We start from the raw sequence: 19,667 nt of genomic DNA, 5'->3' as shown, positions 1-19,667 counted from the left end.
TATATGACCACGGGAAGGCAGATTTTAGAAAAAGAAATAATGATTGCAGGAAGGCCGTTAAAGCTTACCGCAGGTAAAGTTGCGACCCAGGCCAGCGGTTCGGTTTTGGTAAGCTATGGCGATACCGTAGTTCTGGTAACGGCTACCGGAAGTAAAGAGCCCCGGGAAGGCATTGATTTCTTTCCGCTGACAGTAGATTACGAAGAGAGGTTTTACGCTGTTGGTAAAATTCCCGGAGGTTTTATTAAGCGGGAAGGACGTCCCAGTGAAAAGGCAATTTTATCGGCGCGCTTAATTGACCGTCCTATTCGTCCTCTTTTCCCAAAAGGCTTTAAAAACGATGTCCATATTGTAGCAACGGTTTTATCGGTAAATCAGGATAATCCCCCGGAAATTGCCGCGATGAACGGAGCTTCGGCTGCTCTTACCCTTTCCCACCTGCCGTTTTTAGGTCCCATTGGTGCAGTGGTGGTGGGGTTGGTGGAGGATGAACTGGTGATAAATCCCACCATTGAGCAGGCGGAAAAAAGCCGGCTGCACTTAGTGGTTGCTGGGACCAGGGATGCGGTGATGATGGTGGAAGCAGGCGCCCAGGAAGTGCCCGAAGAAATTATGATTGAAGCTATAACGAGAGGCCATGAAGAAGTTAAGAAAATTGTTGCCTTTATCGAAGAGTTTAGGGAGGAAGCATTAAAGCTCGGGCTGGCCAAGGAGAAGATGGAAGTAGTGGTGGAAGAGAAGGCGGAGCTCAAGGAAGCGGTTACCGCGGAAGCTTATCCCCTTCTTAAAGAAGCAATTGAAAAAATTATAGCTGAAAAATTTAACAAACAGGAGCGGGATGAATATCTTGAAAATTTAAAAAAGGAACTTACAACCAAGTTTTTGGAAACTTATCCCGAAGAAGAGCTTACCATTAAAGGCATCTTGGACAGCATTCAAAAAGAAATCGTTCGGCAGAAGATCTTAAAAGAAGGCATTAGAATTGACGGCCGGAAGACTGACGAAGTGCGGCCAATCTGGTGTGAAGTGGGGCTACTACCCCGGACTCACGGTTCTGGTCTCTTTACCCGGGGACAAACTCAGGTCTTAAGTATTGTTACTTTAGGTGCTGTTGGCGATGTGCAAATTCTTGATGACCTTGGGATAGAGGAATCCAAGCGTTTTATGCACCATTATAACTTCCCACCCTACAGCGTTGGTGAGGTTCGCCCAATGCGCGGGCCGGGGCGGCGGGAAATCGGCCACGGAGCGTTGGCCGAAAGAGCGCTTGAGCCGGTGATTCCGCCGGAGGAAGTTTTTCCCTACACCATCCGGATAGTATCGGAAGTTTTAGAGTCTAACGGTTCAACTTCCATGGGTTCAGTTTGCGGTAGCACTTTAGCGTTAATGGATGCCGGTGTTCCCATCAAAGCGCCGGTAGCTGGTGTGGCTATGGGTTTAATTAAAGAGGGAGATGAAGTAGCCATCTTAACCGACATCCAGGGAATTGAAGACGCTCTGGGGGATATGGACTTTAAAGTTGCCGGTACCAAAGATGGCATTACCGCTCTGCAGATGGATATTAAAATCGCTGGCGTTACCCGGGATATATTAACAAAAGCTTTAGCCCAGGCCCGGGAAGGCCGGATGCATATTTTGGGCAAGATGTTGGAAGTAATTTCCGAACCAAGGAAAGAACTTTCGCCCTATGCTCCGCGAATAATCTTTACCACCGTGGATCCGGAAAAGATTCGGGATATAATTGGCCCCGGCGGTAAAATAATTAAGAAAATTATTGATGAAACAGGAGTCAAAATCGATATTGAGGACGACGGTCGGATTTTCATTGCAGCGGTGGATAAGGAAGCGGGCGAAAAAGCTCTCAACATTATTGAAAACCTTACCAAAGAAATTGAAGTGGGCAAAGTATATCTTGGGAAAGTTACCAGGATAGCTGACTTTGGAGCTTTTGTGGAAGTAGTTCCAGGTGTGCTGGGCCTTCCCGGCAAAGAAGGCTTGGTACATATCAGTCAGCTTGCCCATTCCCGGGTGAAGAGAGTGGAAGATGTGGTAAAAGAAGGTGACCAGATTTTGGTTAAGGCGATTGGTTACGACAACCAGGGTAGGCTGAAACTTTCCCGGAAAGATGCGATCCCAGCGGAGGAAGTAAGGGAAAAGAAAAATCCCCCAATTCATAAACCCCGAAGGGAAGGAAAATAAATGAACGTTGGTTTACACCTTTCCATTGCCGGCGGGCTCTTAAAACTTAAAGAAAGAATTATAAAAAATAAAACCGAAGGGGTTCAGATCTTTTCCCGAAGCCCCCGGGGTGGAGAAGCTAAACCCTTTAACGAAAAAGAGTTAAAGGGTTTTTTAGAGTTTAAAGAGGAGTATAAGCTTTATCCTTTAGTGGTTCATGTCCCGTACGTAATGAATTTAGCTTCTCCCGAAGAAGAGATGTTTCAGAAAAGCGTAGCTATGATCCGGGAAGACCTTTACCGCTCCGACCAGCTTCATGCTGACTTTTTGGTAGTCCACGTTGGAAGCCACCGCGGGGCAGGCGAAGAGCGGGGGTTAGCCCGGATGGTAGAAGGGCTTAAAATACTGCTTTCCGAGAATTTCAAGACAAGAATCCTAATTGAAAATACCGCCGGTAGCGGCAATGAAATGGGATATTCCCTTGACCACCTGGCTTATATCATTTCCGAGACCGGTCATGAGGAACTGGGGATTTGCCTTGATACCTGTCATTTGCTGGCGGCCGGCTATGATGACGTTTCGCCGGAAGGGATTTCCGCCTTTTCCCGGGAGTTTAGGGAGAAAATCGGGGAAGAGCGCTTTTGTCTTCTTCACGTAAATGATTCCAAACACCCCGTTGGTTCGCGAAAAGACCGGCATGAAAATTTAGAGCAGGGATATATAGGGAGAGAAGGGTTTATTAATTTACTGAATTCACCCTTTTTTAACCGGGTGCCGTGGATTTTAGAAACACCGGAACCGGGGATTGAGGAAGATTTGGCGAAGCTAAAAAAGCTAAGAGAGGAAGTCCTGAAAATTCCAGCGGACCGTTAATCGTCTCATAGGTTAGGATACGTGAAAGCCTGGCTTATGCTTTTTGGGGAAAAAGCGTAAAGCCGGGTTTTCTTATTTTATGGGGCCGTAGCTAATTTGGCAAAAAGATTAGAAATAGTTACAATTGTAGTGTCTGCTTTTATACCTTCTTAAAAGCGTCCAAGGAAGGGCAGATTTTTGCTTTTCCGTAAACCAACTTTTAAGGAGGGATAAACATGAAAAAATTTTTTGCAGTGTTCTCTTTAATTTTTATGCTATTACTCCCTGTAGCAGTTGTATCTGAAGCTTTGGCGTCGCAGGTGGTTTATTACAAGGTTGGAAGTTACGGCTCAAAAGTTTTGGAGATTGAGAGAAAACTTGTAAGTTTGGGTTATAAGGTCTACAAAGTGGATAAGTATTTTGACGTTTCTACCAAAAAAGCGGTTATGGCGTTTCAGAAAAAAGAGGGTTTAAAAGTAGACGGTATTGTTGGTCCGGTAACGATGAAGCGGTTAATAGCCCGGACTTCCACTTCTGTATCCCGGAGCGCTTTTCGTATCAGCCCGGAAGACCAGGAGCTACTTGCCCGCATGGTGGAAGCGGAAGCCGGAGGTGAGCCGTATCTGGGCAAGGTGGCGGTGGCCGCGGTAATTTTAAACCGGGTAAAATCACCGCTTTTTCCTAACGATGTTCGGGGAGTAATTTTGCAAAAAGGAGCTTTTGAACCAATCCTGAACGGTTGGTTCTGGCAGGTAACGGTATCTGCTGAATCGAAGAAGGCGGTGGCTGATGCGTTACGCGGGATTGACCCTTCCAACGGCGCTTTGTACTTCTATAACCCCCAAAAGTCAAACCATCCCTGGTTTGCTAACCGGGTAGTTACCGCCCGCATCGGTAACCACGTCTTCACCAAATAGTACCGTTAGGGACGGTTCTGACAGCATCCATTTTTCTGCTGTTAGAACCGTCTTTTTTGCTAGTTTTCACTTCCTGTGGTATAGTAAATCCAGGTGGTAGAAATGTATTTACTTTTAGCCGTTATTTGTGCTTTTATGATAGCCCTGGGGCAGATTTTCTGGAAGCTTGGGATGGAAAGAATGCCTTTTACTTTTACTTTGACTGGTTTAATAAAATTTTTTATGAATGGTTACATTATTTCAGGAATTTTCATGTACGTTACCGAAACTTTCTTATGGTTTTGGCTTTTAGCCCGGGAACAGGTCAGTAAGATCTATCCCGCACTTTCCTTAAGTTATATTTTTGTGTTGGTAATGGCCAGAGTATTTTTAAAGGAAAAAATTGTTTTTACCCAGGTAATTGGCATCTTGCTGGTTGTATTAGGCGTAAGTTTAATTGTGAAAAAGTAGTTTACAAATCAAAAAAATCTTACTATAATATCTGTTGTTAATAATATACTCAATATTTCGTAGCAGGTGGTTTTAAGTGGAAAAACGTTGCCCTATTTGCTACTGCATTATTGACGATGGGGAGGAAATTTGCCCGGATTGTGAAATGGACAAAGCTTTATTAGAACTGTATGTGGAACAATAACCCCGTAATTTTACGGGGTTTATTTTTTTAGAAGGAATTTTTCCTGGAATGTCTAATACTATGTGGAAGGCAAAGTAGTTCGGTTGCTAAAGGAGAGTTGCTTTAATGGATATCTTGATGCATCTTGCGGAGGAAAGAATTCGGGAAGCTATGGAAAATGGGGTTTTTGATAATCTTCCGGGAAAGGGGCAAAAAATTATTCCCGAGGATTTGTCCATGATCCCGGAAGATTTACGCGCAGGATATATCATTTTAAAAAATGCCGGTGTGCTGCCCGAAGAAATGCAGCTCAAAAAAGAATTGGTGACTTTACAAAATCTTATCGATTGCTGCTATGATGAAGAAGAAAAGAAGGAAATAAAGAAAAAAATTAACGAAAAAATCCTGCGCTTTAATCTTTTAATGGAAAAACGGAAAAAGCAAAATTCACCGGCTTTAAAAGCTTATCTTGGAAAAATTTATGGACGTTTTAGATAAGGGGAGAGGAGTATTGGTTTTAAAACTAAAAAACGTGAACTTAATTCGGGAAAAGAAGCAAATCCTCAAGAATATTACCTGGGAAATAAACCAGGGTGAGCATTGGGCAGTCCTGGGCTTAAACGGAGCTGGCAAAACTACCCTTTTAAATGTTATCTGCGGGTATTACTACCCATCGAAAGGTGACGTCGAGGTACTTGGAAAGAAATTTGGTCGCTATGATTTAAGGGAGCTTCGCCGGGAAATTGGTTTTGTAAGCTCTTCTTTGCAGGAAAAGCTTTATGTTCGGGAAACAGCCTTGGAAGTGGTGTTAAGCGGTCTTTTTGCCACCATAGGGCTTTTTGACCGGCCGCAAGAAGAGGATGTCGAAAAAGCCCTTAGGCTTTTAGAAAAATTTAACTTATCTAACCTGGCTAACAGCCAGTATCAAACCCTGTCGCAGGGGGAAAAGCAGAAAGTTTTAATAGCCCGGGCTTTAATTAACAATCCCCGCCTTTTAATCTTAGATGAACCGGTGGCAGGATTGGACCTTTTAGCCCGGGAGAAACTACTTTCCGATATTGACTCCCTTTGCCGGGAAGAATGTGGACCTGCAATTATTTTGGTATCACATCATACCGAGGAAATTGTGGCTGGGATAACCCATGTCCTGTTGTTAAAAAATGGAGAAGTTTTTGCCGCGGGCAAAAAAGATGAGGTACTGACTTCAGAGCTTTTAACAGATTTTTACGACCTGCCGGTTATAGTTGAAAAAGAGGGAGAAAGGTATTGGCTTAAGGTTTTTAAGAGTGGGATGTAAATGAACGAAAATGCCGCTCGAGTTTCATTTTTCCGATGAGGTAAAAACGAAGCTTGAAGCTACTGCAGTAGACCTTGGAAATAGCGGTTTAAAATACTATAAAATAAACCCGGAATTCGCTTCCGGGTTATTTTTTTGCCTTTTTTATATCTTGGCGCCTTTTTCTTTAAGGATTTTTACTGCCTGTTCTACTTTATCTTTTGTCGTTACTGCAGTTACCAAAAACGCCTCACCCCCGGCTGTGCCATATCCTTTAGCGGTCATCCCCGATACTGATGGGTCAGCTGATAAAAGCACCCGGGCATCATTATCGCCAAACTGGTTGGCACCAGCGGAGTAAAGACTTAAACCGGTTCCGCTCACTCCCCGGCCGGAAATCGGGTTATTAACTTCCGGATTGCTGGCAACACCGTATCTGCTCACCCGGTCAACCTGTACGTCATTAATTCCTTTGGCTTTAAGGGCTTCGGCGGCATCTATGGCTTTAGCACTGGAGGGAAAGTACGCTAAAATTGACCGCTCGTTTTTTTTAAGCTCCATCGCTTAATACCTCCTTAAGAATAGTATTTACCGGGTGATGTTCAATGTTGCATTTTTTAAAAAATGAATGCCATTCATTGTTAAAATATAACAATTAAAGAAAAAAATATTGTTAAATCTGGGCAAAAGAATTATTTTAAAGGTAAACAATTTATTTTATAAAGAACAAAGGAAAAAAGAGAAAATTGTAGAAAATAATAAATAGTCTTTAAATTTTTATAAAACTTGGGGGGATAATATGGAAAGAGAAAAGTATGGTTTTGAAGATCCCGTGCGGCGGCTACTATTTACTTTAGCCGGCACCTCGGGAGTTCGGGGATTACAGTCAGCGGTCATTGGACCCAGGATTTTTATGGGACCCCGGGCCTTAAACACTCTGGTGGGGATGGGAAAAACAATTTGTCGAAATAACCGGGTACTGATTATTACCGATAAAATCGTAAAACCAAATGCAGAGAAGGTTAAAGAAATCTTCTCGAATGCTGGTTATCATGTTGAAATGTGGGATGAAGTGCAGCCCGAACCTCCGGTGGAAAATATTTTTGCCGGGGTGGAGGCAGTAAAAAATAGCGATGCTTCTCTGATCATCGCCATTGGCGGTGGTTCGGTAATCGATGCCACCAAGGTAATTTGGCTTTTATATGAAAGACCCGATGTAGATTTTAGAAAATTATCTCCCGTTGATTCCCTTGGATTAAGAAAGAAGGCGCTGTTTGCCGCAATTCCAACTACAGCTGGAACCGGTTCTGAAGCTACTTCGGCAGCAGTAATAACCGAAGGCGGCCATAAGATGAGTCTCAGCCATCCGGAATTTGTTCCCGACTTTGCCATCCTGGACCCCAATTTCACCGTTTCTCTTCCCCCAAATCTAACCCTCTGGACCGGTGTTGATGCCCTGGCGCATGCGGTAGGAGCGTACTTGAGCGGCTGGGCTAACGAATATACCGATGCTTATGCTCTTCAGGCGATAAAACTAATCTTTAAGTTTTTACCCCGGGCGGTGGCGGATGGTCGGGATTTAGAAGCCCGGCAAAAAATGTTAATTGCTGCTAATTTAGCGGGGCTGGCTTTCAGCAATGCTGCTCCCGGTATCGACCATGCATTGGGGCATACCCTGGGGAAAAAGTTTGGTCTGCACCATGGTTTATGTGTTGGAGCATTTTTACCCTACGTCTTTGAGTTTTACGCCAGACACTTAACCAAAACCGATGAACTTGCAAAAGCCCTTGGCTTTGGAAAGGGCGAGGAGTTTTTAAATTCACTGGTTGAGTTTTATAAAAAGCTCGGCTTTAGCTTTAAGTTTTCCGATTATCCGCAGGTTAGTGAGGAGGCATTTAAGCAAGCGTTACCGGAGCTGGTTTCCTGGGCGCTTATTGACCCGGTCAGTATTTTAAGCCCCATTCCGGTAACACCAAAAGATTATGAGGAGATTTTTGTGGCATCCTTTTACGGGACGCTGAAGGGAGGCGTACGCTAATGCTGGGTTACACGGGAAAAATAGCGTATATTGATTTATCAAACCGGAAAGTTGAGATAAAGCCTACGCCATTCAAACTTGCCGAAAAATTTATCGGTGGCAGTGGCCTTGCAGCAAGGCTTCTTTATGATTTCATTAAGCCGGAAATCGATCCCCTGGCTCCGGAAGCTTATGTGGCAGTGATGGCCGGGCCGGTTACGGGAACCGCTCTACCGGCTTCTTCCCGCTATGCAGTTTGTGGACGTTCACCATTAACCGGGTACTGGGGTGAGGCCACCTCTGGCGGAAAGTTTGGGGCATATCTTAAAAGAGCCGGTTTTGATGGTTTAATTATTACCGGTAAAGCTCCGGAGATGGTATATCTTGAAGTCAAAAATGGCAGGGTGGAGATTAAACCCGGCAGTAACTTAAAAGGTCTTGATTCCTATGAAATGCAGGAAGAGCTCAAAAAAGTTTACGGCAGTTATGTCAGCATTGCAGGTATTGGAGTAGCCGGCGAAAGGTTAATGCCGATGGCTACGGTGATGAACGACCACGGTCGGGCTGCCGGGAGATTGGGTTTTGGAGCGGTTTTTGGCAGTAAAAACTTAAAAGCCATCGTAGTCGATGGACAGGGAGAAGTACCGGTTGCTGCTAAAGAAGAGCTGAAAGAATTGGCAAAGCAATTAACGGCTGCTTATAAGAAGGAAATGGAGCTCTTTACCCAGTACGGGACTTTAGGATATCTGGATATTGGCTATTATTTTGGCGATACTCCGGTGAAATATTTTACCAAAGGATTATTTCCGATAGATAAGGTCAATGCCAGAAAGTTCAGAGAAGAATATTCAATCCATCCCAAAGCCTGCTGGGGTTGTCCAATTGCCTGTGGACGCGAACTTAATTTTAAAGGTAGAATTGTTGATGGTCCCGAATACGAAACAGCGGTAACTTACGGACCCCTTGTGGAAAACTTTGATATGGATACCATTGTTGAAGCCAATGATATTGCCAACCGTTATGGCTTTGACACTATTTCCACCGGTGTTAGTCTGGCCTTTTTAATGTACTTAAAAGAAGAGAATTTGCTTCCCGAAAACTTGAAGGCCGAAGTGCCTGATTTTGGAGATAGCAAGGGAATTCTTGAAGCGTTAAGGCTAACCGGAGAAAACAGCGGCATTGGTCAGCTGATAGGCAAGGGAGTTGCCAGAGTCGCCGAAGAGCTTGGTTTGTCTCAGGACTATGCTGCGGCTGTAAGAAGATTGGAGATACCCATGCATGAACCGAGAGCCTTTACCGGTCAGGCGTTATCCTATGCAACCGGTCCCAGGGGAGCCTGTCATTTAAGAGGAAGTTTCTTTGAAGTTGACCTGGGGATTGCTAAGGATCCGGACTTTGGAGTAGTGCCGGGACCGAGGTTTAACCTTGATGGCCGGGTTGAAGCAGTAGTGAAGTTCCAGAGCTTACGGGAACTTGATAACTGTCTTGTAAAATGCAGCTTTGCCTTTACACCGTTAAAGGCTGTAGTGGGTGCTCTGTCTTATACTACCGGAGTTGCCTGGACACCGGAAAAAGTGGTCGAAGCAGCAAACAATTCGATTACAATTAAGAGAGCCATTTCCTTTAATTTGGGAAGCAGTCCGGCCGATGATAGGCTACCCGGGCATGTGAAAAAGCCTCTTACCGAAGGGGGAGCCTTTGGTAACGTTCCGGAGATTGAAAAGTATCTACCTGAATTTTATCAACTTCGGGGCTGGAATTCCGATGGCACCATATCCCGGGAATTTTTAGCGAGGTTACTGGCGGATGATTAAAGTTAAGGTAAATTATGCTTTAATTTATGACCTTCCCAAAGAAGAAATTGAACTTGCGGCAGGAAGTATTGAAGAGTTAAAGGAGCTTTTGGCTTCAAGACTTAAAAATCCCTTTAGTATTGCGGTTAACGGACAGATAGCAACTGACAACCAGCTGCTAAAAGATGGGGATGAAGTATTTGTCTTTCCCTACTTAAGCGGTGGTTAAAAGGAAAACACCCCGGAGGTTTAACTTCGGGGTGTTGTTACATATCGGAAAAAATAGCGGTGATTTTTTGCGCGGTAGTTTTAACTTTGTCAGCGTAAAAATTAATTGTTTCTTCATTCACTGAAGAAGCAAGCCCAATACACGATACAACCATGCGAACACTTCCGCTGTTATCAAAAACAGGAGCGCTAATGCCAAAAACCCCCGGAGTGTGTTCTTCAAAGCTCACCGCATAGCCCTGCTGCCGAATTACCTCCAAACTTTGAAAAAATTCCTCTACATTGGTAATACTTTTGTCGGTAAATTGCTTGATTCCTACCTCTTTTACAATTTCCCGGGCTTCTTTTTCTGGAAGGAAGGCCAGATAACATTTTCCAAAGGAAGCACTGGTTACCGGAAACGATTGACCGATACTGACGGTAATCCGTACTGCTGCCTCCGGCTCTTCTTTGGCAATGTAAACCAGGCGGTTGTTGGCGATTGGCTCAACAAGGACACAGGTTTGTTTGGTGGTTTCTGCTAATTCTTTTAAATGCTGTTTGGCAATTTTTAAGTAGTCGTTGAATTCGGAAGCCCGGCTACCTAAAACAATTAAAAAAGATCCCAGGCTGAACTGCCTGGTGTTTTTGTCGTAGGATACCAGCCGGTAATCCAGAAGAACTTTCAATATCCGGTGGCAGGAACTTTTATTGATATTTAAATCCCGGGAGATTTCGGCAAGGGTGCGGTTTTTATTCCGGTATCTACTTAAATAAGTTAAGATTTTGATAGCCATTTCCACGGCCGGGGCTCCCGATTTATTTTCTTTTTCTTCTGAAACCATAACGTCACCTCTCCTAATTTATCATAACACTGCAAGTGGTTTAAGAAAAATTGTAAGAAAATTTTAAAATTTATTGCAAAATTATTGACATAAAAATTTAAATCCCGTTATACTATATATAAGACAATTATTTCATATATAAAACAAAAAAGCAAGAGGGAGGGGCGCTATGGATTTTACGATCAGTGAAGAACTGCAAATGATGGTGCAGACGGTCAAAGATTTTGTGGATAACGAAGTCGACCCTATCAGCCAACAAATTGATGAAGAAGACCGGGTGCCGGAGGAAATTATCCAGAAAGCAAGAGAGCTTGGACTCTTTGGTTTGAGCATCCCGGAAGAGTATGGCGGTGTGGGCAGCATTGGCATGCTGGGCAAATGTATAATTTATGAGCAACTTGGACGTACCGCCAATGGTTTTACCACTTTAATTGGTGCGCATACCGGTATTGGTACCACTGGTATCGTGGAGTTAGGCACCGAAGAACAAAAAAGAAGATATTTACCTGACCTTGCCTCGGGGAAAAAATTAGCTGCCTTTGCTTTAACTGAACCCGAGGCTGGTTCTGATGCCGCAAGTATCAGGACAACAGCCGTTAAAAAGGGAGACCGCTATATTTTAAACGGGGTAAAGCATTTTATCACCAACGGTCCCGATGCCGATGTCTTTACCATTATTGCGGTAACCGATAAAAGCAAAGGGGCTAAAGGTGGGATAACGGCGTTTATTGTCGAAAAGAACTTTCCGGGCTTTAAAGTGGGAACTATTGAGAAAAAAATGGGACTGCGAGGTTCCCATACCTCGGAAATTATCTTGGAAGACTGCGAAGTTCCGGAAGAAAACGTCCTGGGCAATGTCGGCGAAGGTTATATCAATGCCCTGAAAATCCTGGCCAAAGGGCGGGTAGGACTGGCTGCTCGCTGTGTTGGTTCCATGCAAAAACTTCTGGAGCTGTCTACCCGTTATGCCCAGCAGCGGGTCCAGTTTGGTAAGCCTATTTCGTCTTTCCAGGCTATTCAGCATATGCTGGCGGAAATGGCCGTAGATATTGAAGCAACCAGATGGTTTGCCTACCGGGTAGCCTGGCTTGTGGACCAGGGAGCAAAGGTCATTAAAGAGGCTGCTGCCGTCAAACTGTTTGCTTCGGAAGCTTATGGCCGGGTGGTCGATAAAGCGGTACAGATTTTTGGCGGCATGGGTTATATGAAAGAGTTTCCCATTGAAAGATACTACCGGGATGCCCGGATTACCAGAATTTATGAAGGAACTTCGGAAATTCAGAAGAATATCATAGCCTCCCAGATTTTAAAGGAACTGGGTTAATAAAGAGGTGGCTTGCATGCGGCGGGTAGCCATCATCGGAGCCGGGCAAACGCCCTACGGCGATTTTCCAGAGCTGGGGGTTAAAGAGCTTTTTGCTATGGCTTTTAAGGAAGCAATAGAGAGTGTCGATAAAGGGATTGACCCCCGGGAAATCCAGCAGGCCTTTATTGGCTCTTTAAGTGCCGGCAGCGGTTTTCAATTAGGACAGCTTGCTCCCTTATTAATGGGACATGTGGGTTTACCCAATGTTCCGGCGGTAAGGGTGGAAAATGCCTGTGCTTCGGGTGGATTTGCGTTATATAATGCGATTAATGCGGTTGCTTCCGGACAGTGCGATATTGCTCTTGTTGCCGGGGTTGAAAAAATGCGGGATGTTTCTTCGACCAAAGCCAAATACTGGCTTGGGATTTCCGGCGATACCGAGTTTGAAAGACTGGCAGGCTTAACTTTTGCCGGGATTTACGCTATAATTGCCCGGCGCTATATGGAGGAATATGGCCTTACCCGGGAGCAGCTGGCCAAAGTAGCGGTGAAAAACCACTATCACGGCAAAATGAATCCCAAGGCTCAGTTCAGACAGGAAATAACGGTGGAAACGGTGTTAAAGGGAGCACCGGTAGCTGATCCCTTTACGGTGTGGGACTGCTCACCTACCAGTGACGGAGCAGCGGTTGTCTTACTTTGCAGTGAAGACCGGGTAAAAGAGTTTACCGACCATCCAGTCTTTATCATCGGCTATGGAATTGGGTCCGATTACCTGGCTTTGCAGGATCGAGACAGTATTACAAGTTTTAAAGCCACCCGGCAGGCAAGCGCCAGAGCTTACCGGATGGCCGGGATAACTCCAAAAGAAATTGATTTTGCGGAAGTGCATGACTGTTTTACTATTGCCGAAATTTTAGCTTACGGTGACCTTGGCTTTGGCGAAAAGGGAGAGGTGATTAGGCTATTGGAAGAAGGGGAGACCTACCTTGGCGGACGCCTTCCGGTAAATGTCAGCGGCGGACTTAAAAGTAAGGGCCATCCTATTGGAGCTACCGGCTGCGGTCAGGCATACGAAGTGTTTAACCAGCTCCGGGGAAGGGCCAAAAATCCGGAGCGCCAGATAAAAAATGCCGAAGTAGGCTTATCCCACAATGTAGGCGGTTCCGGGGGAACGGCAGCGGTGTTTATTTACCGGAGGGAGGGGTAGCGATGGAAGTGGGGATAGTAAGTTACGGTACCTATTTCCCCGGCCTTAGAATAACCAGGAGCGAATACCAGAAAGCCCTGGGCAGCTGCGGAGCAAACTTCAGTGAGAAAACAGTTGCCGATTTTGATGAAGATTCGCTAACGATGGGTATAGCTGCTGCCAGGGATGCTCTTTTTGAAGGTATAAATCCTGAAGAAATTTCCCTTTTGACCTGGGCTTCCACCAGTCCACCTTACAGTGAAAAATTGCTTTCCGGCAGTATTGCGGAAATGCTCGGACTTAAAAAAAATCTATTTTCAGCTGAATACGGCCAATCTACCCGGGCCGGCGGTGAGGCTTTTTTAACGGCAGTAAGCTTAGTAAAAGGAGGCTTTGGCCAAAAAGCTCTGGTTATCGTGGCTGATGCTCCCAGGGCTAATGTTAAAGACCCCATTGAGCACGGACTGGCTGCAGGCAGTGCTGCCTTTATCCTGGGAACAGAAAATCTCCTGGCTGTGGTAGATAACTTTGTAGCTCTGGTCCAGGAAAATTTAGGCGAACGTTTTCGCAAAGCTGGCAGCGGTGAAATAAAAGATATCGGTGTTAAAACCTTTACCGGTGAGGCCTATCAAAAGTTGATAACAAAGGCGATAACCGAGCTTTTGGAAAAAGAAAATTTAAAGCCGGCTGATTACAATTATGCTGTATTGCACGAAATTGAAAGCCGCCTTCCCCTGAAAGCTGGCAAAAAACTTGGTTTTACCGACGAACAAATGCTACCAGGCCTGCTTTACGAAAATACGGGTGATACCGGTGCTGCTTCTCCCTTTTTAAGTCTGGCGGCAGTTCTGGACCGGGCTAAACCGGGAGAAAAAGTTATTGTAGCTGCTTATGGTTCCGGTGCCGGGGTGATAGCTTTTAGCCTGACAGTGAAAAAAACAGCAAATAGAGTGCCGGTTCGAGAAAAGCTTGCCTCAGGGAAAAAATATTTAAATTTTATTCAGTACCTCAGAGTTAAGAGGTATTTATAAGGGGTGAAGCCATGGGTGCGCATATTTCCATCCCCATGTACCAGCGGGCGGTAAAACAGAGATACCGCCTGGTAGGTTTAAAATGCTCCAACTGCGGTCAAATAATTTTTCCGCCCAAGGCTGGCTGTAAATTCTGCGGGGCGCTGGATAATTTTACCGAAGTGCAATTAAGCGGGCGCGGCAAAATTTATTCCTATACCGTTATTGCTGGAGCTGGAGCGCCTCCGGAATTTTCCGAAGAAGCGGCATACCGGGGAGCTTATCCGGTGGTGCTGGTGGAATTGGAGGAAGGTCCCCGGATTATAGCTCAATTGACCGAACCGGTACCGGCAGAAATTAAAATTGGGATGCCGGTGGAGATGGTTTTGCGGCAAATTTACACGGAAGAAGACGTAATCCGCTACGGTTACAAGTTTAAAGTTCTTGAAGGAGAGAAATAAAGCTGGCAAAAGTAATTGCCGGCAGTAAAAAAGAATAAGAGGGAGGTATTTTTATGGAAGTTAAAAAAATTTGTGTTGTTGGGGCCGGCAACATGGGTCACCAGATTTCCCTGGCTGCAGCTTTGGCCGGCTATCAGGTCACCTGCACCGACATTAACGAAGAAATCTTAAACAAGGCCAAAAAATTTGTGGAAACCTACTTACCAGAAAGGGTGGCCAAAGGAAAACTTACCGAGGAAGCAGCTGCCAAAGCTAAAGAAAATTTGACATTCACTTTGAGTCTGGAAGAGGCCTGCAAAGATGTGGACTTTGTCATTGAAGCGGTAATTGAAAAGCTGGATGTCAAGCGGGAATTATTTAAAAAGCTTGATGAACTTACCCCTCCCCATGCCATTTTAGCTACCAACAGCTCCTACATTGTCAGCTCCAAAATTGCCGATGTTACCAAACGCCCGGAAAAAGTTTTAAATATGCATTTCTTTAACCCTGCTCTGGTCATGAAACTGGTTGAAGTGGTTAAAGGACCTCATGTTGCCGATGAAACTGCAGAAGTGACGATGGAAGTAGCCCGGAAAATGGGCAAAGTTCCGGTTTTACTGCAAAAAGAAATTTACGGCTTTCTGGTAAACCGCATTTTAGCGGCTATTAAGGCTGAAGCGTTCTATTTATATGAAATAGGAATAGCCGATTATAAGGATATTGATACTGCGGTGGAACTTGGCCTTGGTCACCCCATGGGACCCTTTAGGTTAATGGATTTAACCGGTATCGACCTTACTTATTACGTTGAAATGGAAAGATACCGGGAAAGCCGGGATCCTGCCATGAAGCCATCTCCTACCGTAGTGGAGAAATTTGTTAAAGGAGAATGGGGCCGGAAAGTTGGTAAAGGCTTTTATGATTACACCCAGGAGAAAAAATAGAAAGCGGGGAGATTTGCTGTGGAATTTGAAAAAATTAAATTTGAGGTTACGGACGGTTATGCCGTTATTTACCTAAACAACCCGCCGGTAAATGCTCTTGGCCAGAAAGTTTTAAAAGATTTACAAAAAGCTTTGCAGGAAATTGAGAAAAATCCCGAGATTCGGGCGGTAATAATTAGCGGGGAAGGTAGCAAGGTTTTCTGTGCCGGGGCAGATATCACGGAATTTGCTGACCGGGCTAAAGGGATTTTACCGGAAGTGGAAGGAAGTGTTCTTTTCCGGCAAATTGAGCTTTTCCCCAAGCCGGTGATTGCTGCGCTAAACGGTAGCTCCTACGGCGGAGGAACCGAATTAGCAATAAGCTGTCACCTGCGCATTTTAGCAGACGATGCTTCCATGGCTCTGCCCGAGGTAAAACTGGGAATTATCCCCGGCTGGGGAGGTACCCAGAGGTTACCCCGGTTAATTGGTAAAACCAGAGCGTTGGAAGCAATGCTTACCGGAGAGCCAATAACGGCAGAAGAAGCCTTAAGGTACGGTCTGGTAAACAAAGTCGTACCCAAGGACCAGGTACTGACAGAAGCCCGGGCGCTGGCAGCTAAGCTTGCCAAAGGGGCGCCCATTGCTATGCGGGAAATTTTAAAGGCGGTAACTTTAGGGCTGGATACTTCAATAGAAGAAGGGTTAAAAATTGAGAAAGAAGGTTCAAAAGTGGCGTTTAGCAGTGAAGATGCGGTGGAGGGAAGAACTGCTTTCTTTGAAAAACGGCCGCCGAATTTTAAAGGCCGGTAAAAGGGGAGGGGAAAAATGCGTGATGCGGTAATTGTGGGGGCAGTAAGAACGCCCATTGCCAAAGAAAAAGGAGCATTAAAAGACCTGCCGCCGGAGGTTTATGCGGCGGAGGTAATTAAAGAAGTAATTAAACGAAGCGGCTTAAAAGACCCTTTAGAGGTGGATGAGGTAATTTTTGGCCACTGCCTGGGGGCTGTGGGCTGTATGGGCCGGGTAGCCTGGCTTAAAGCTGGGTTGCCGCTTGAAGTACCGGCGATAACGGTAGACCGGCAGTGCGGGTCCGGTTCTACTACTGTAAATTTAGCGGCTTCTCTTATCTGGGGCGGGGTTGGCGAGCTTTATCTGGCCGGTGGAGTGGAAAGCATGACCCGCCAGCCGTACCTGATGGAAAGGCCTACTGAAGCCTTTCAGCGGACCGCTCCTGCCTGGATACCAAGAAGAACATTAGCTCCAGCAGAAATAGGCGACCCTCCCATGGGAATTACGGCGGAAAACGTTGCGGAACGCTGGCAGATCAGCCGGGAAGAGCAGGATGAGTTTGCCTATTTAAGCCAGAAAAAAGCCGCCCGGGCCATCCAGGAGGGGCGCTTTAAAGAGCAGATTGTTCCCATTGTGGTTCCTCAGAAAAAAGGAGACCCGGTAATTTTTGATCAGGACGAGCATCCCCGGCCGAATACTACCCTCGAAGTCCTGGCCAAACTTCCGCCAGCCTTTAAGCCCGGCGGCACCGTAACTGCTGGCAACTCTTCGGGGATAAATGACGGCGCCGCTGCTTTATTAATTGCCAGCCGGCAGAAAGCCGAAAAATTGGGGTTAAAGCCTATGGCCAGAATAGTAGGTCATGCAGCTGCCGGGGTTGATCCCAATATTATGGGGATTGGTCCGGTTCCCGCAGTGAAAAAGGTTTTGGCCAAAACCGGCTTAACTTTAAATGACATTGATGTTATTGAGCTAAATGAAGCCTTTGCTTCTCAGTCAATTGCCGTATGCCGGGAACTGGGCATTGACTGGCGGGATGAAGAAAAATTTAATCCCAATGGCGGAGCAATAGCTTTAGGCCACCCGATTGCGGCGTCACTGGCCATCCTGGTGGTTAAAGCGGTTTATGAACTAAAACGCCGTCAGGGTAGATATGCTCTGATAACCGCTTGCTGCGGTGGAGGTCAGGGAGTAGCTACCATCATTGAAAATATCGACGATTAAACACACCAAATAAAGCGGCCAAAGGAATTGGCCGCTTTTTTAAAAAGGTTAAGGAAGTGAGGGGCATGAACTTTGATTTACCGGAGGATTTACTGGCAATTAAGCGTTTAGCCCGGGAATTTGCCGAAAAAGAAGTAAAACCCACAGCTGATGCCGATGATAAAGCTCATCGTTTTCGCCGGGACCTGGTGCAGAAAATGGGCGAGCTTGGGTTTTTAGGGTGCATTATTCCTGAAGAATACGGGGGTAATGGTCAGGGGTATCTGGCGATAGCAATCCTCTGTGAAGAAATAGCCCGGGTGCACAGTTCTCTTAGAATTATCTTTGCTGCCAATACTTTAGGTCCTGGAGTTACTATTTACCGTTACGGAACTGAAGAAGCGAAAAAGAAGTATTTACCCGGTCTTGTCAGTGGTGCTTTAATAGGATGTTTTGCTATTACTGAACCCAATGCTGGTTCTGACGTAGCTTCAATGACCACAAAAGCTATCCGTGATGGGGATTATTATATTTTAAACGGGAGCAAAATGTGGATTTCCCTGGCGCCGGTAGCGGATATTGCTTTGGTTTATGCTTATACCGACCCATCCCGGAGGGCCAAAGGGATGTCGGCTTTTATTGTGGACTTAAACAGCGAAGGTGTCACTATTGAACCCATTGAGGAAAAACTGGGAAACTGGGCGTCACCGGTGGGGGCGATTACTTTTGAAAATGTCCGGATTCCCGGGGAAAACTTATTAGGGCAGGAAGGGCAGGGTTTTAAAATTTGCATGCAGCAATTAGATGATACCAGGCTCGCTTCAGCCGCTGGGGCGGTTGGGGTAGCTCAGGCCTGCCTGGATGCTGCTGTTGAATATGCCAACACCCGGGAACAGTTCGGGCAAAAAGTTGGCCAGTTTCAGATGATTCAGGACTGGATTGCCCAGATGGTGGTGGAGATTGAAGCGGCTAGACTTTTAACTTACCGGGCGGCTTTTCTAAAAGATAAAGGAGTACCAAATACCCGGGAAACATCAATGGCAAAGCTTTTTGCCGGTGAAACCGCCAGCAAATGTGCCGATTATGCTTTAAGAATTTTTAGTGCCTACGGGTATTCGGAAGAGTACCCGGTAGCGCGCTATTTTCGCGATGCCAAGTACTACCAGATAGTGGAAGGAACCAGCAATATTCATAAGCTTATCTTAGCCCAGGATGCCCTGGGCTACCGTAAGGCTAACCGTAATTAAGATTGTTCGAGGGGGGGAAAGATGAGCGCTCAGGAAATTTTATTAGAAAAAAAAGAGGGTATTGCCACTATTACCTTAAACCGTCCTGAAAAAATGAATGCTTTTACGTTAGAAATGATTGACCGGTGGGTTAATTTTTTACAGGAATGCCAGCAGGATGACGCTGTAAAAGTTATTGTTTTAACCGGGAGCGGCAAAGCTTTTTGCACCGGTGGAGATTTAGAATTACTGGAAAAAACAGCTAAAAGCACTCCTCTTGCCAGTAAAAATTTTATCTGGAAGCATATTCAGAAAATACCGCTTTTGTTATGGGAGGTAATCGATAAACCGGTAATTGCGGCTATCAATGGTACGGCGGTGGGAGCCGGGCTTGATATGGCACTGATGTGTGATCTGCGTTTTGCTGCGGAATCTGCCCGCTTTTCCGAGGGATATATCAGGTTGGGCCTGGTTCCGGGGGATGGAGGAGCTTACTTCTTACCCCGTCTTATTGGTATTGCAAAAGCTTTGGAACTTCTCTGGACCGGAGATTTTATCGATGCCAGGGAGGCACATCAACTTGGACTGGTAAACCGGGTTTATCCTGATGATAAATTACTGGAAGAGACGTATAAATTTGCCGAACGGCTGGTAAAAGGGCCGGAAGTGGCGATTAGAATGATAAAAAGAGCGGTTTATCAGGGGTTAAGGATGGATTTAAGAGCTGCTTTAGATCTGATTTCTTCGCACTTTGCTATCGCCCAGTTTACCGATGACCACCGGGAAGGATTAAAAGCTATAAAGGAACGTCGGCCTCCGGTTTTTATGACAGAAGATAAGTAGATGAAGATAGAGGAATTAATGCCGGATGTAGAATCAC

Annotated in this window: 20 protein-coding genes; 18 read left to right on the top strand and 2 right to left on the bottom strand. The window is 45.5% G+C overall.

Annotated elements, in window-relative coordinates; all coding sequences use genetic code 11:
• Positions 1 to 3: 3 nt before the first annotated feature.
• From CARFE_RS0106785 to CARFE_RS0106755, 6 genes are all read left to right on the top strand, one after another.
• Positions 4 to 2,199, top strand: a complete 2,196-nt coding sequence (locus tag CARFE_RS0106785) for a polyribonucleotide nucleotidyltransferase (RefSeq protein ID WP_011344652.1) — start codon at positions 4 to 6, stop codon at positions 2,197 to 2,199.
• Positions 2,200 to 3,051 carry a deoxyribonuclease IV gene (locus CARFE_RS0106780; protein ID WP_028052199.1) on the top strand — a complete coding sequence of 284 codons (852 nt, stop codon included), beginning with the start codon at positions 2,200 to 2,202 and terminating at the stop codon, positions 3,049 to 3,051.
• A 215-nt stretch (positions 3,052 to 3,266) separates the two neighbouring features.
• On the top strand, positions 3,267 to 3,947 hold the full coding sequence (gene sleB / locus CARFE_RS0106775) for a spore cortex-lytic enzyme (protein ID WP_028052198.1): 681 nt from the start codon (positions 3,267 to 3,269) through the stop codon (positions 3,945 to 3,947).
• 102 nt (positions 3,948 to 4,049) lie between these two features.
• Positions 4,050 to 4,397 carry an EamA family transporter gene (locus CARFE_RS0106770; RefSeq protein ID WP_028052197.1) on the top strand — a complete coding sequence of 116 codons (348 nt, stop codon included), beginning with the start codon at positions 4,050 to 4,052 and terminating at the stop codon, positions 4,395 to 4,397.
• 289 nt (positions 4,398 to 4,686) lie between these two features.
• Positions 4,687 to 5,058 (top strand): DnaJ family domain-containing protein, encoded by a 372-nt coding sequence (locus tag CARFE_RS0106760; RefSeq protein WP_011344647.1) that lies wholly within the window; start codon positions 4,687 to 4,689, stop codon positions 5,056 to 5,058.
• A gap of 13 nt (positions 5,059 to 5,071) precedes the next feature.
• Positions 5,072 to 5,857 (top strand): ABC transporter ATP-binding protein, encoded by a 786-nt coding sequence (locus CARFE_RS0106755; RefSeq protein ID WP_028052196.1) that lies wholly within the window; start codon positions 5,072 to 5,074, stop codon positions 5,855 to 5,857.
• A 144-nt stretch (positions 5,858 to 6,001) separates the two neighbouring features.
• On the opposite strand, the gene CARFE_RS0106750 is transcribed toward CARFE_RS0106755, so the two are convergent.
• Positions 6,002 to 6,397 carry a hypothetical protein gene (locus CARFE_RS0106750; RefSeq protein ID WP_028052195.1) on the bottom strand — a complete coding sequence of 132 codons (396 nt, stop codon included), beginning with the start codon at positions 6,395 to 6,397 and terminating at the stop codon, positions 6,002 to 6,004.
• A 238-nt stretch (positions 6,398 to 6,635) separates the two neighbouring features.
• Between CARFE_RS0106750 and CARFE_RS14585 the strand changes: the two genes are divergently transcribed.
• Genes CARFE_RS14585 through CARFE_RS0106730 form a run of 3 tightly spaced genes read left to right on the top strand, consistent with a single transcriptional unit; the run spans position 6,636 to position 9,875 of the window.
• On the top strand, positions 6,636 to 7,874 hold the full coding sequence (locus CARFE_RS14585; protein WP_051250210.1) for an iron-containing alcohol dehydrogenase: 1,239 nt from the start codon (positions 6,636 to 6,638) through the stop codon (positions 7,872 to 7,874).
• Positions 7,874 to 9,667, top strand: coding sequence for an aldehyde ferredoxin oxidoreductase family protein (locus CARFE_RS0106735; RefSeq protein ID WP_028052194.1), 1,794 nt, complete (start codon positions 7,874 to 7,876; stop codon positions 9,665 to 9,667). Before CARFE_RS14585 ends, CARFE_RS0106735 begins: the two co-directional genes overlap by 1 nt.
• A complete protein-coding gene (locus CARFE_RS0106730) occupies positions 9,660 to 9,875 on the top strand; it encodes a MoaD/ThiS family protein (protein ID WP_028052193.1) in 216 nt (71 codons plus the stop codon). The genes CARFE_RS0106735 and CARFE_RS0106730 overlap by 8 nt, the downstream gene beginning before the upstream one ends.
• Positions 9,876 to 9,912: 37 nt before the next feature.
• On the opposite strand, the gene CARFE_RS0106725 is transcribed toward CARFE_RS0106730, so the two are convergent.
• Positions 9,913 to 10,698, bottom strand: a complete 786-nt coding sequence (locus tag CARFE_RS0106725; RefSeq protein WP_028052192.1) for an IclR family transcriptional regulator — start codon at positions 10,696 to 10,698, stop codon at positions 9,913 to 9,915.
• A gap of 169 nt (positions 10,699 to 10,867) precedes the next feature.
• Between CARFE_RS0106725 and CARFE_RS0106720 the strand changes: the two genes are divergently transcribed.
• The 9 genes from CARFE_RS0106720 (at position 10,868) to CARFE_RS0106680 (ending at position 19,630) form a co-directional block, all read left to right on the top strand.
• Positions 10,868 to 12,022, top strand: a complete 1,155-nt coding sequence (locus tag CARFE_RS0106720; RefSeq protein ID WP_011344639.1) for an acyl-CoA dehydrogenase family protein — start codon at positions 10,868 to 10,870, stop codon at positions 12,020 to 12,022.
• 16 nt (positions 12,023 to 12,038) lie between these two features.
• On the top strand, positions 12,039 to 13,214 hold the full coding sequence (locus CARFE_RS0106715; RefSeq protein ID WP_028052191.1) for a thiolase domain-containing protein: 1,176 nt from the start codon (positions 12,039 to 12,041) through the stop codon (positions 13,212 to 13,214).
• A 2-nt stretch (positions 13,215 to 13,216) separates the two neighbouring features.
• Positions 13,217 to 14,224, top strand: a complete 1,008-nt coding sequence (locus tag CARFE_RS0106710; protein WP_028052190.1) for a hydroxymethylglutaryl-CoA synthase — start codon at positions 13,217 to 13,219, stop codon at positions 14,222 to 14,224.
• An 11-nt stretch (positions 14,225 to 14,235) separates the two neighbouring features.
• Positions 14,236 to 14,664, top strand: a complete 429-nt coding sequence (locus CARFE_RS0106705) for a Zn-ribbon domain-containing OB-fold protein (protein ID WP_028052189.1) — start codon at positions 14,236 to 14,238, stop codon at positions 14,662 to 14,664.
• 53 nt (positions 14,665 to 14,717) lie between these two features.
• Positions 14,718 to 15,587: a 3-hydroxyacyl-CoA dehydrogenase family protein gene (locus tag CARFE_RS0106700; RefSeq protein ID WP_028052188.1), complete on the top strand. Its 870-nt coding sequence runs from the start codon at positions 14,718 to 14,720 to the stop codon at positions 15,585 to 15,587.
• An 18-nt stretch (positions 15,588 to 15,605) separates the two neighbouring features.
• Positions 15,606 to 16,379 carry an enoyl-CoA hydratase-related protein gene (locus tag CARFE_RS0106695; RefSeq protein WP_028052187.1) on the top strand — a complete coding sequence of 258 codons (774 nt, stop codon included), beginning with the start codon at positions 15,606 to 15,608 and terminating at the stop codon, positions 16,377 to 16,379.
• A 15-nt stretch (positions 16,380 to 16,394) separates the two neighbouring features.
• Positions 16,395 to 17,582, top strand: coding sequence for a thiolase family protein (locus CARFE_RS0106690; RefSeq protein ID WP_028052186.1), 1,188 nt, complete (start codon positions 16,395 to 16,397; stop codon positions 17,580 to 17,582).
• A gap of 65 nt (positions 17,583 to 17,647) precedes the next feature.
• On the top strand, positions 17,648 to 18,808 hold the full coding sequence (gene acd / locus CARFE_RS0106685; protein ID WP_028052185.1) for a glutaryl-CoA dehydrogenase Acd: 1,161 nt from the start codon (positions 17,648 to 17,650) through the stop codon (positions 18,806 to 18,808).
• A gap of 21 nt (positions 18,809 to 18,829) precedes the next feature.
• Entirely contained in the window at positions 18,830 to 19,630 is an 801-nt protein-coding gene (locus CARFE_RS0106680) for an enoyl-CoA hydratase/isomerase family protein (RefSeq protein WP_011344631.1), read from the top strand.
• The last annotated feature ends 37 nt before the right edge of the window (positions 19,631 to 19,667 follow it).

The organism is Carboxydothermus ferrireducens DSM 11255, from assembly GCF_000427565.1.
GTDB lineage: Bacteria > Bacillota > Z-2901 > Carboxydothermales > Carboxydothermaceae > Carboxydothermus > Carboxydothermus hydrogenoformans.
Note: the sequence above shows the minus strand (reverse complement) of the source record. Positions and strands in the feature narration are given on the sequence as shown.

Excerpts from the sequence above, each read along its gene's own strand:
- CARFE_RS0106735 (WP_028052194.1), top strand. The coding sequence starts at position 7,874 with ATGCTGGGTTACACGGGAAAAATAGCGTATATTGATTTATCAAACCGG.
- acd (WP_028052185.1), top strand. The coding sequence starts at position 17,648 with ATGAACTTTGATTTACCGGAGGATTTACTGGCAATTAAGCGTTTAGCC.
- CARFE_RS0106780 (WP_028052199.1), top strand. The coding sequence starts at position 2,200 with ATGAACGTTGGTTTACACCTTTCCATTGCCGGCGGGCTCTTAAAACTT.
- CARFE_RS0106725 (WP_028052192.1), bottom strand. The coding sequence starts at position 10,698 with ATGGTTTCAGAAGAAAAAGAAAATAAATCGGGAGCCCCGGCCGTGGAA.
- CARFE_RS0106700 (WP_028052188.1), top strand. The coding sequence starts at position 14,718 with ATGGAAGTTAAAAAAATTTGTGTTGTTGGGGCCGGCAACATGGGTCAC.
- CARFE_RS0106710 (WP_028052190.1), top strand. The coding sequence starts at position 13,217 with ATGGAAGTGGGGATAGTAAGTTACGGTACCTATTTCCCCGGCCTTAGA.
- CARFE_RS0106760 (WP_011344647.1), top strand. The coding sequence starts at position 4,687 with ATGGATATCTTGATGCATCTTGCGGAGGAAAGAATTCGGGAAGCTATG.
- CARFE_RS0106720 (WP_011344639.1), top strand. The coding sequence starts at position 10,868 with ATGGATTTTACGATCAGTGAAGAACTGCAAATGATGGTGCAGACGGTC.
- CARFE_RS0106690 (WP_028052186.1), top strand. The coding sequence starts at position 16,395 with ATGCGTGATGCGGTAATTGTGGGGGCAGTAAGAACGCCCATTGCCAAA.
- CARFE_RS0106750 (WP_028052195.1), bottom strand. The coding sequence starts at position 6,397 with ATGGAGCTTAAAAAAAACGAGCGGTCAATTTTAGCGTACTTTCCCTCC.
- CARFE_RS0106730 (WP_028052193.1), top strand. The coding sequence starts at position 9,660 with ATGATTAAAGTTAAGGTAAATTATGCTTTAATTTATGACCTTCCCAAA.
- CARFE_RS0106785 (WP_011344652.1), top strand. The coding sequence starts at position 4 with ATGACCACGGGAAGGCAGATTTTAGAAAAAGAAATAATGATTGCAGGA.
- CARFE_RS14585 (WP_051250210.1), top strand. The coding sequence starts at position 6,636 with ATGGAAAGAGAAAAGTATGGTTTTGAAGATCCCGTGCGGCGGCTACTA.
- CARFE_RS0106705 (WP_028052189.1), top strand. The coding sequence starts at position 14,236 with ATGGGTGCGCATATTTCCATCCCCATGTACCAGCGGGCGGTAAAACAG.
- CARFE_RS0106680 (WP_011344631.1), top strand. The coding sequence starts at position 18,830 with ATGAGCGCTCAGGAAATTTTATTAGAAAAAAAAGAGGGTATTGCCACT.
- CARFE_RS0106770 (WP_028052197.1), top strand. The coding sequence starts at position 4,050 with ATGTATTTACTTTTAGCCGTTATTTGTGCTTTTATGATAGCCCTGGGG.
- CARFE_RS0106715 (WP_028052191.1), top strand. The coding sequence starts at position 12,039 with ATGCGGCGGGTAGCCATCATCGGAGCCGGGCAAACGCCCTACGGCGAT.
- sleB (WP_028052198.1), top strand. The coding sequence starts at position 3,267 with ATGAAAAAATTTTTTGCAGTGTTCTCTTTAATTTTTATGCTATTACTC.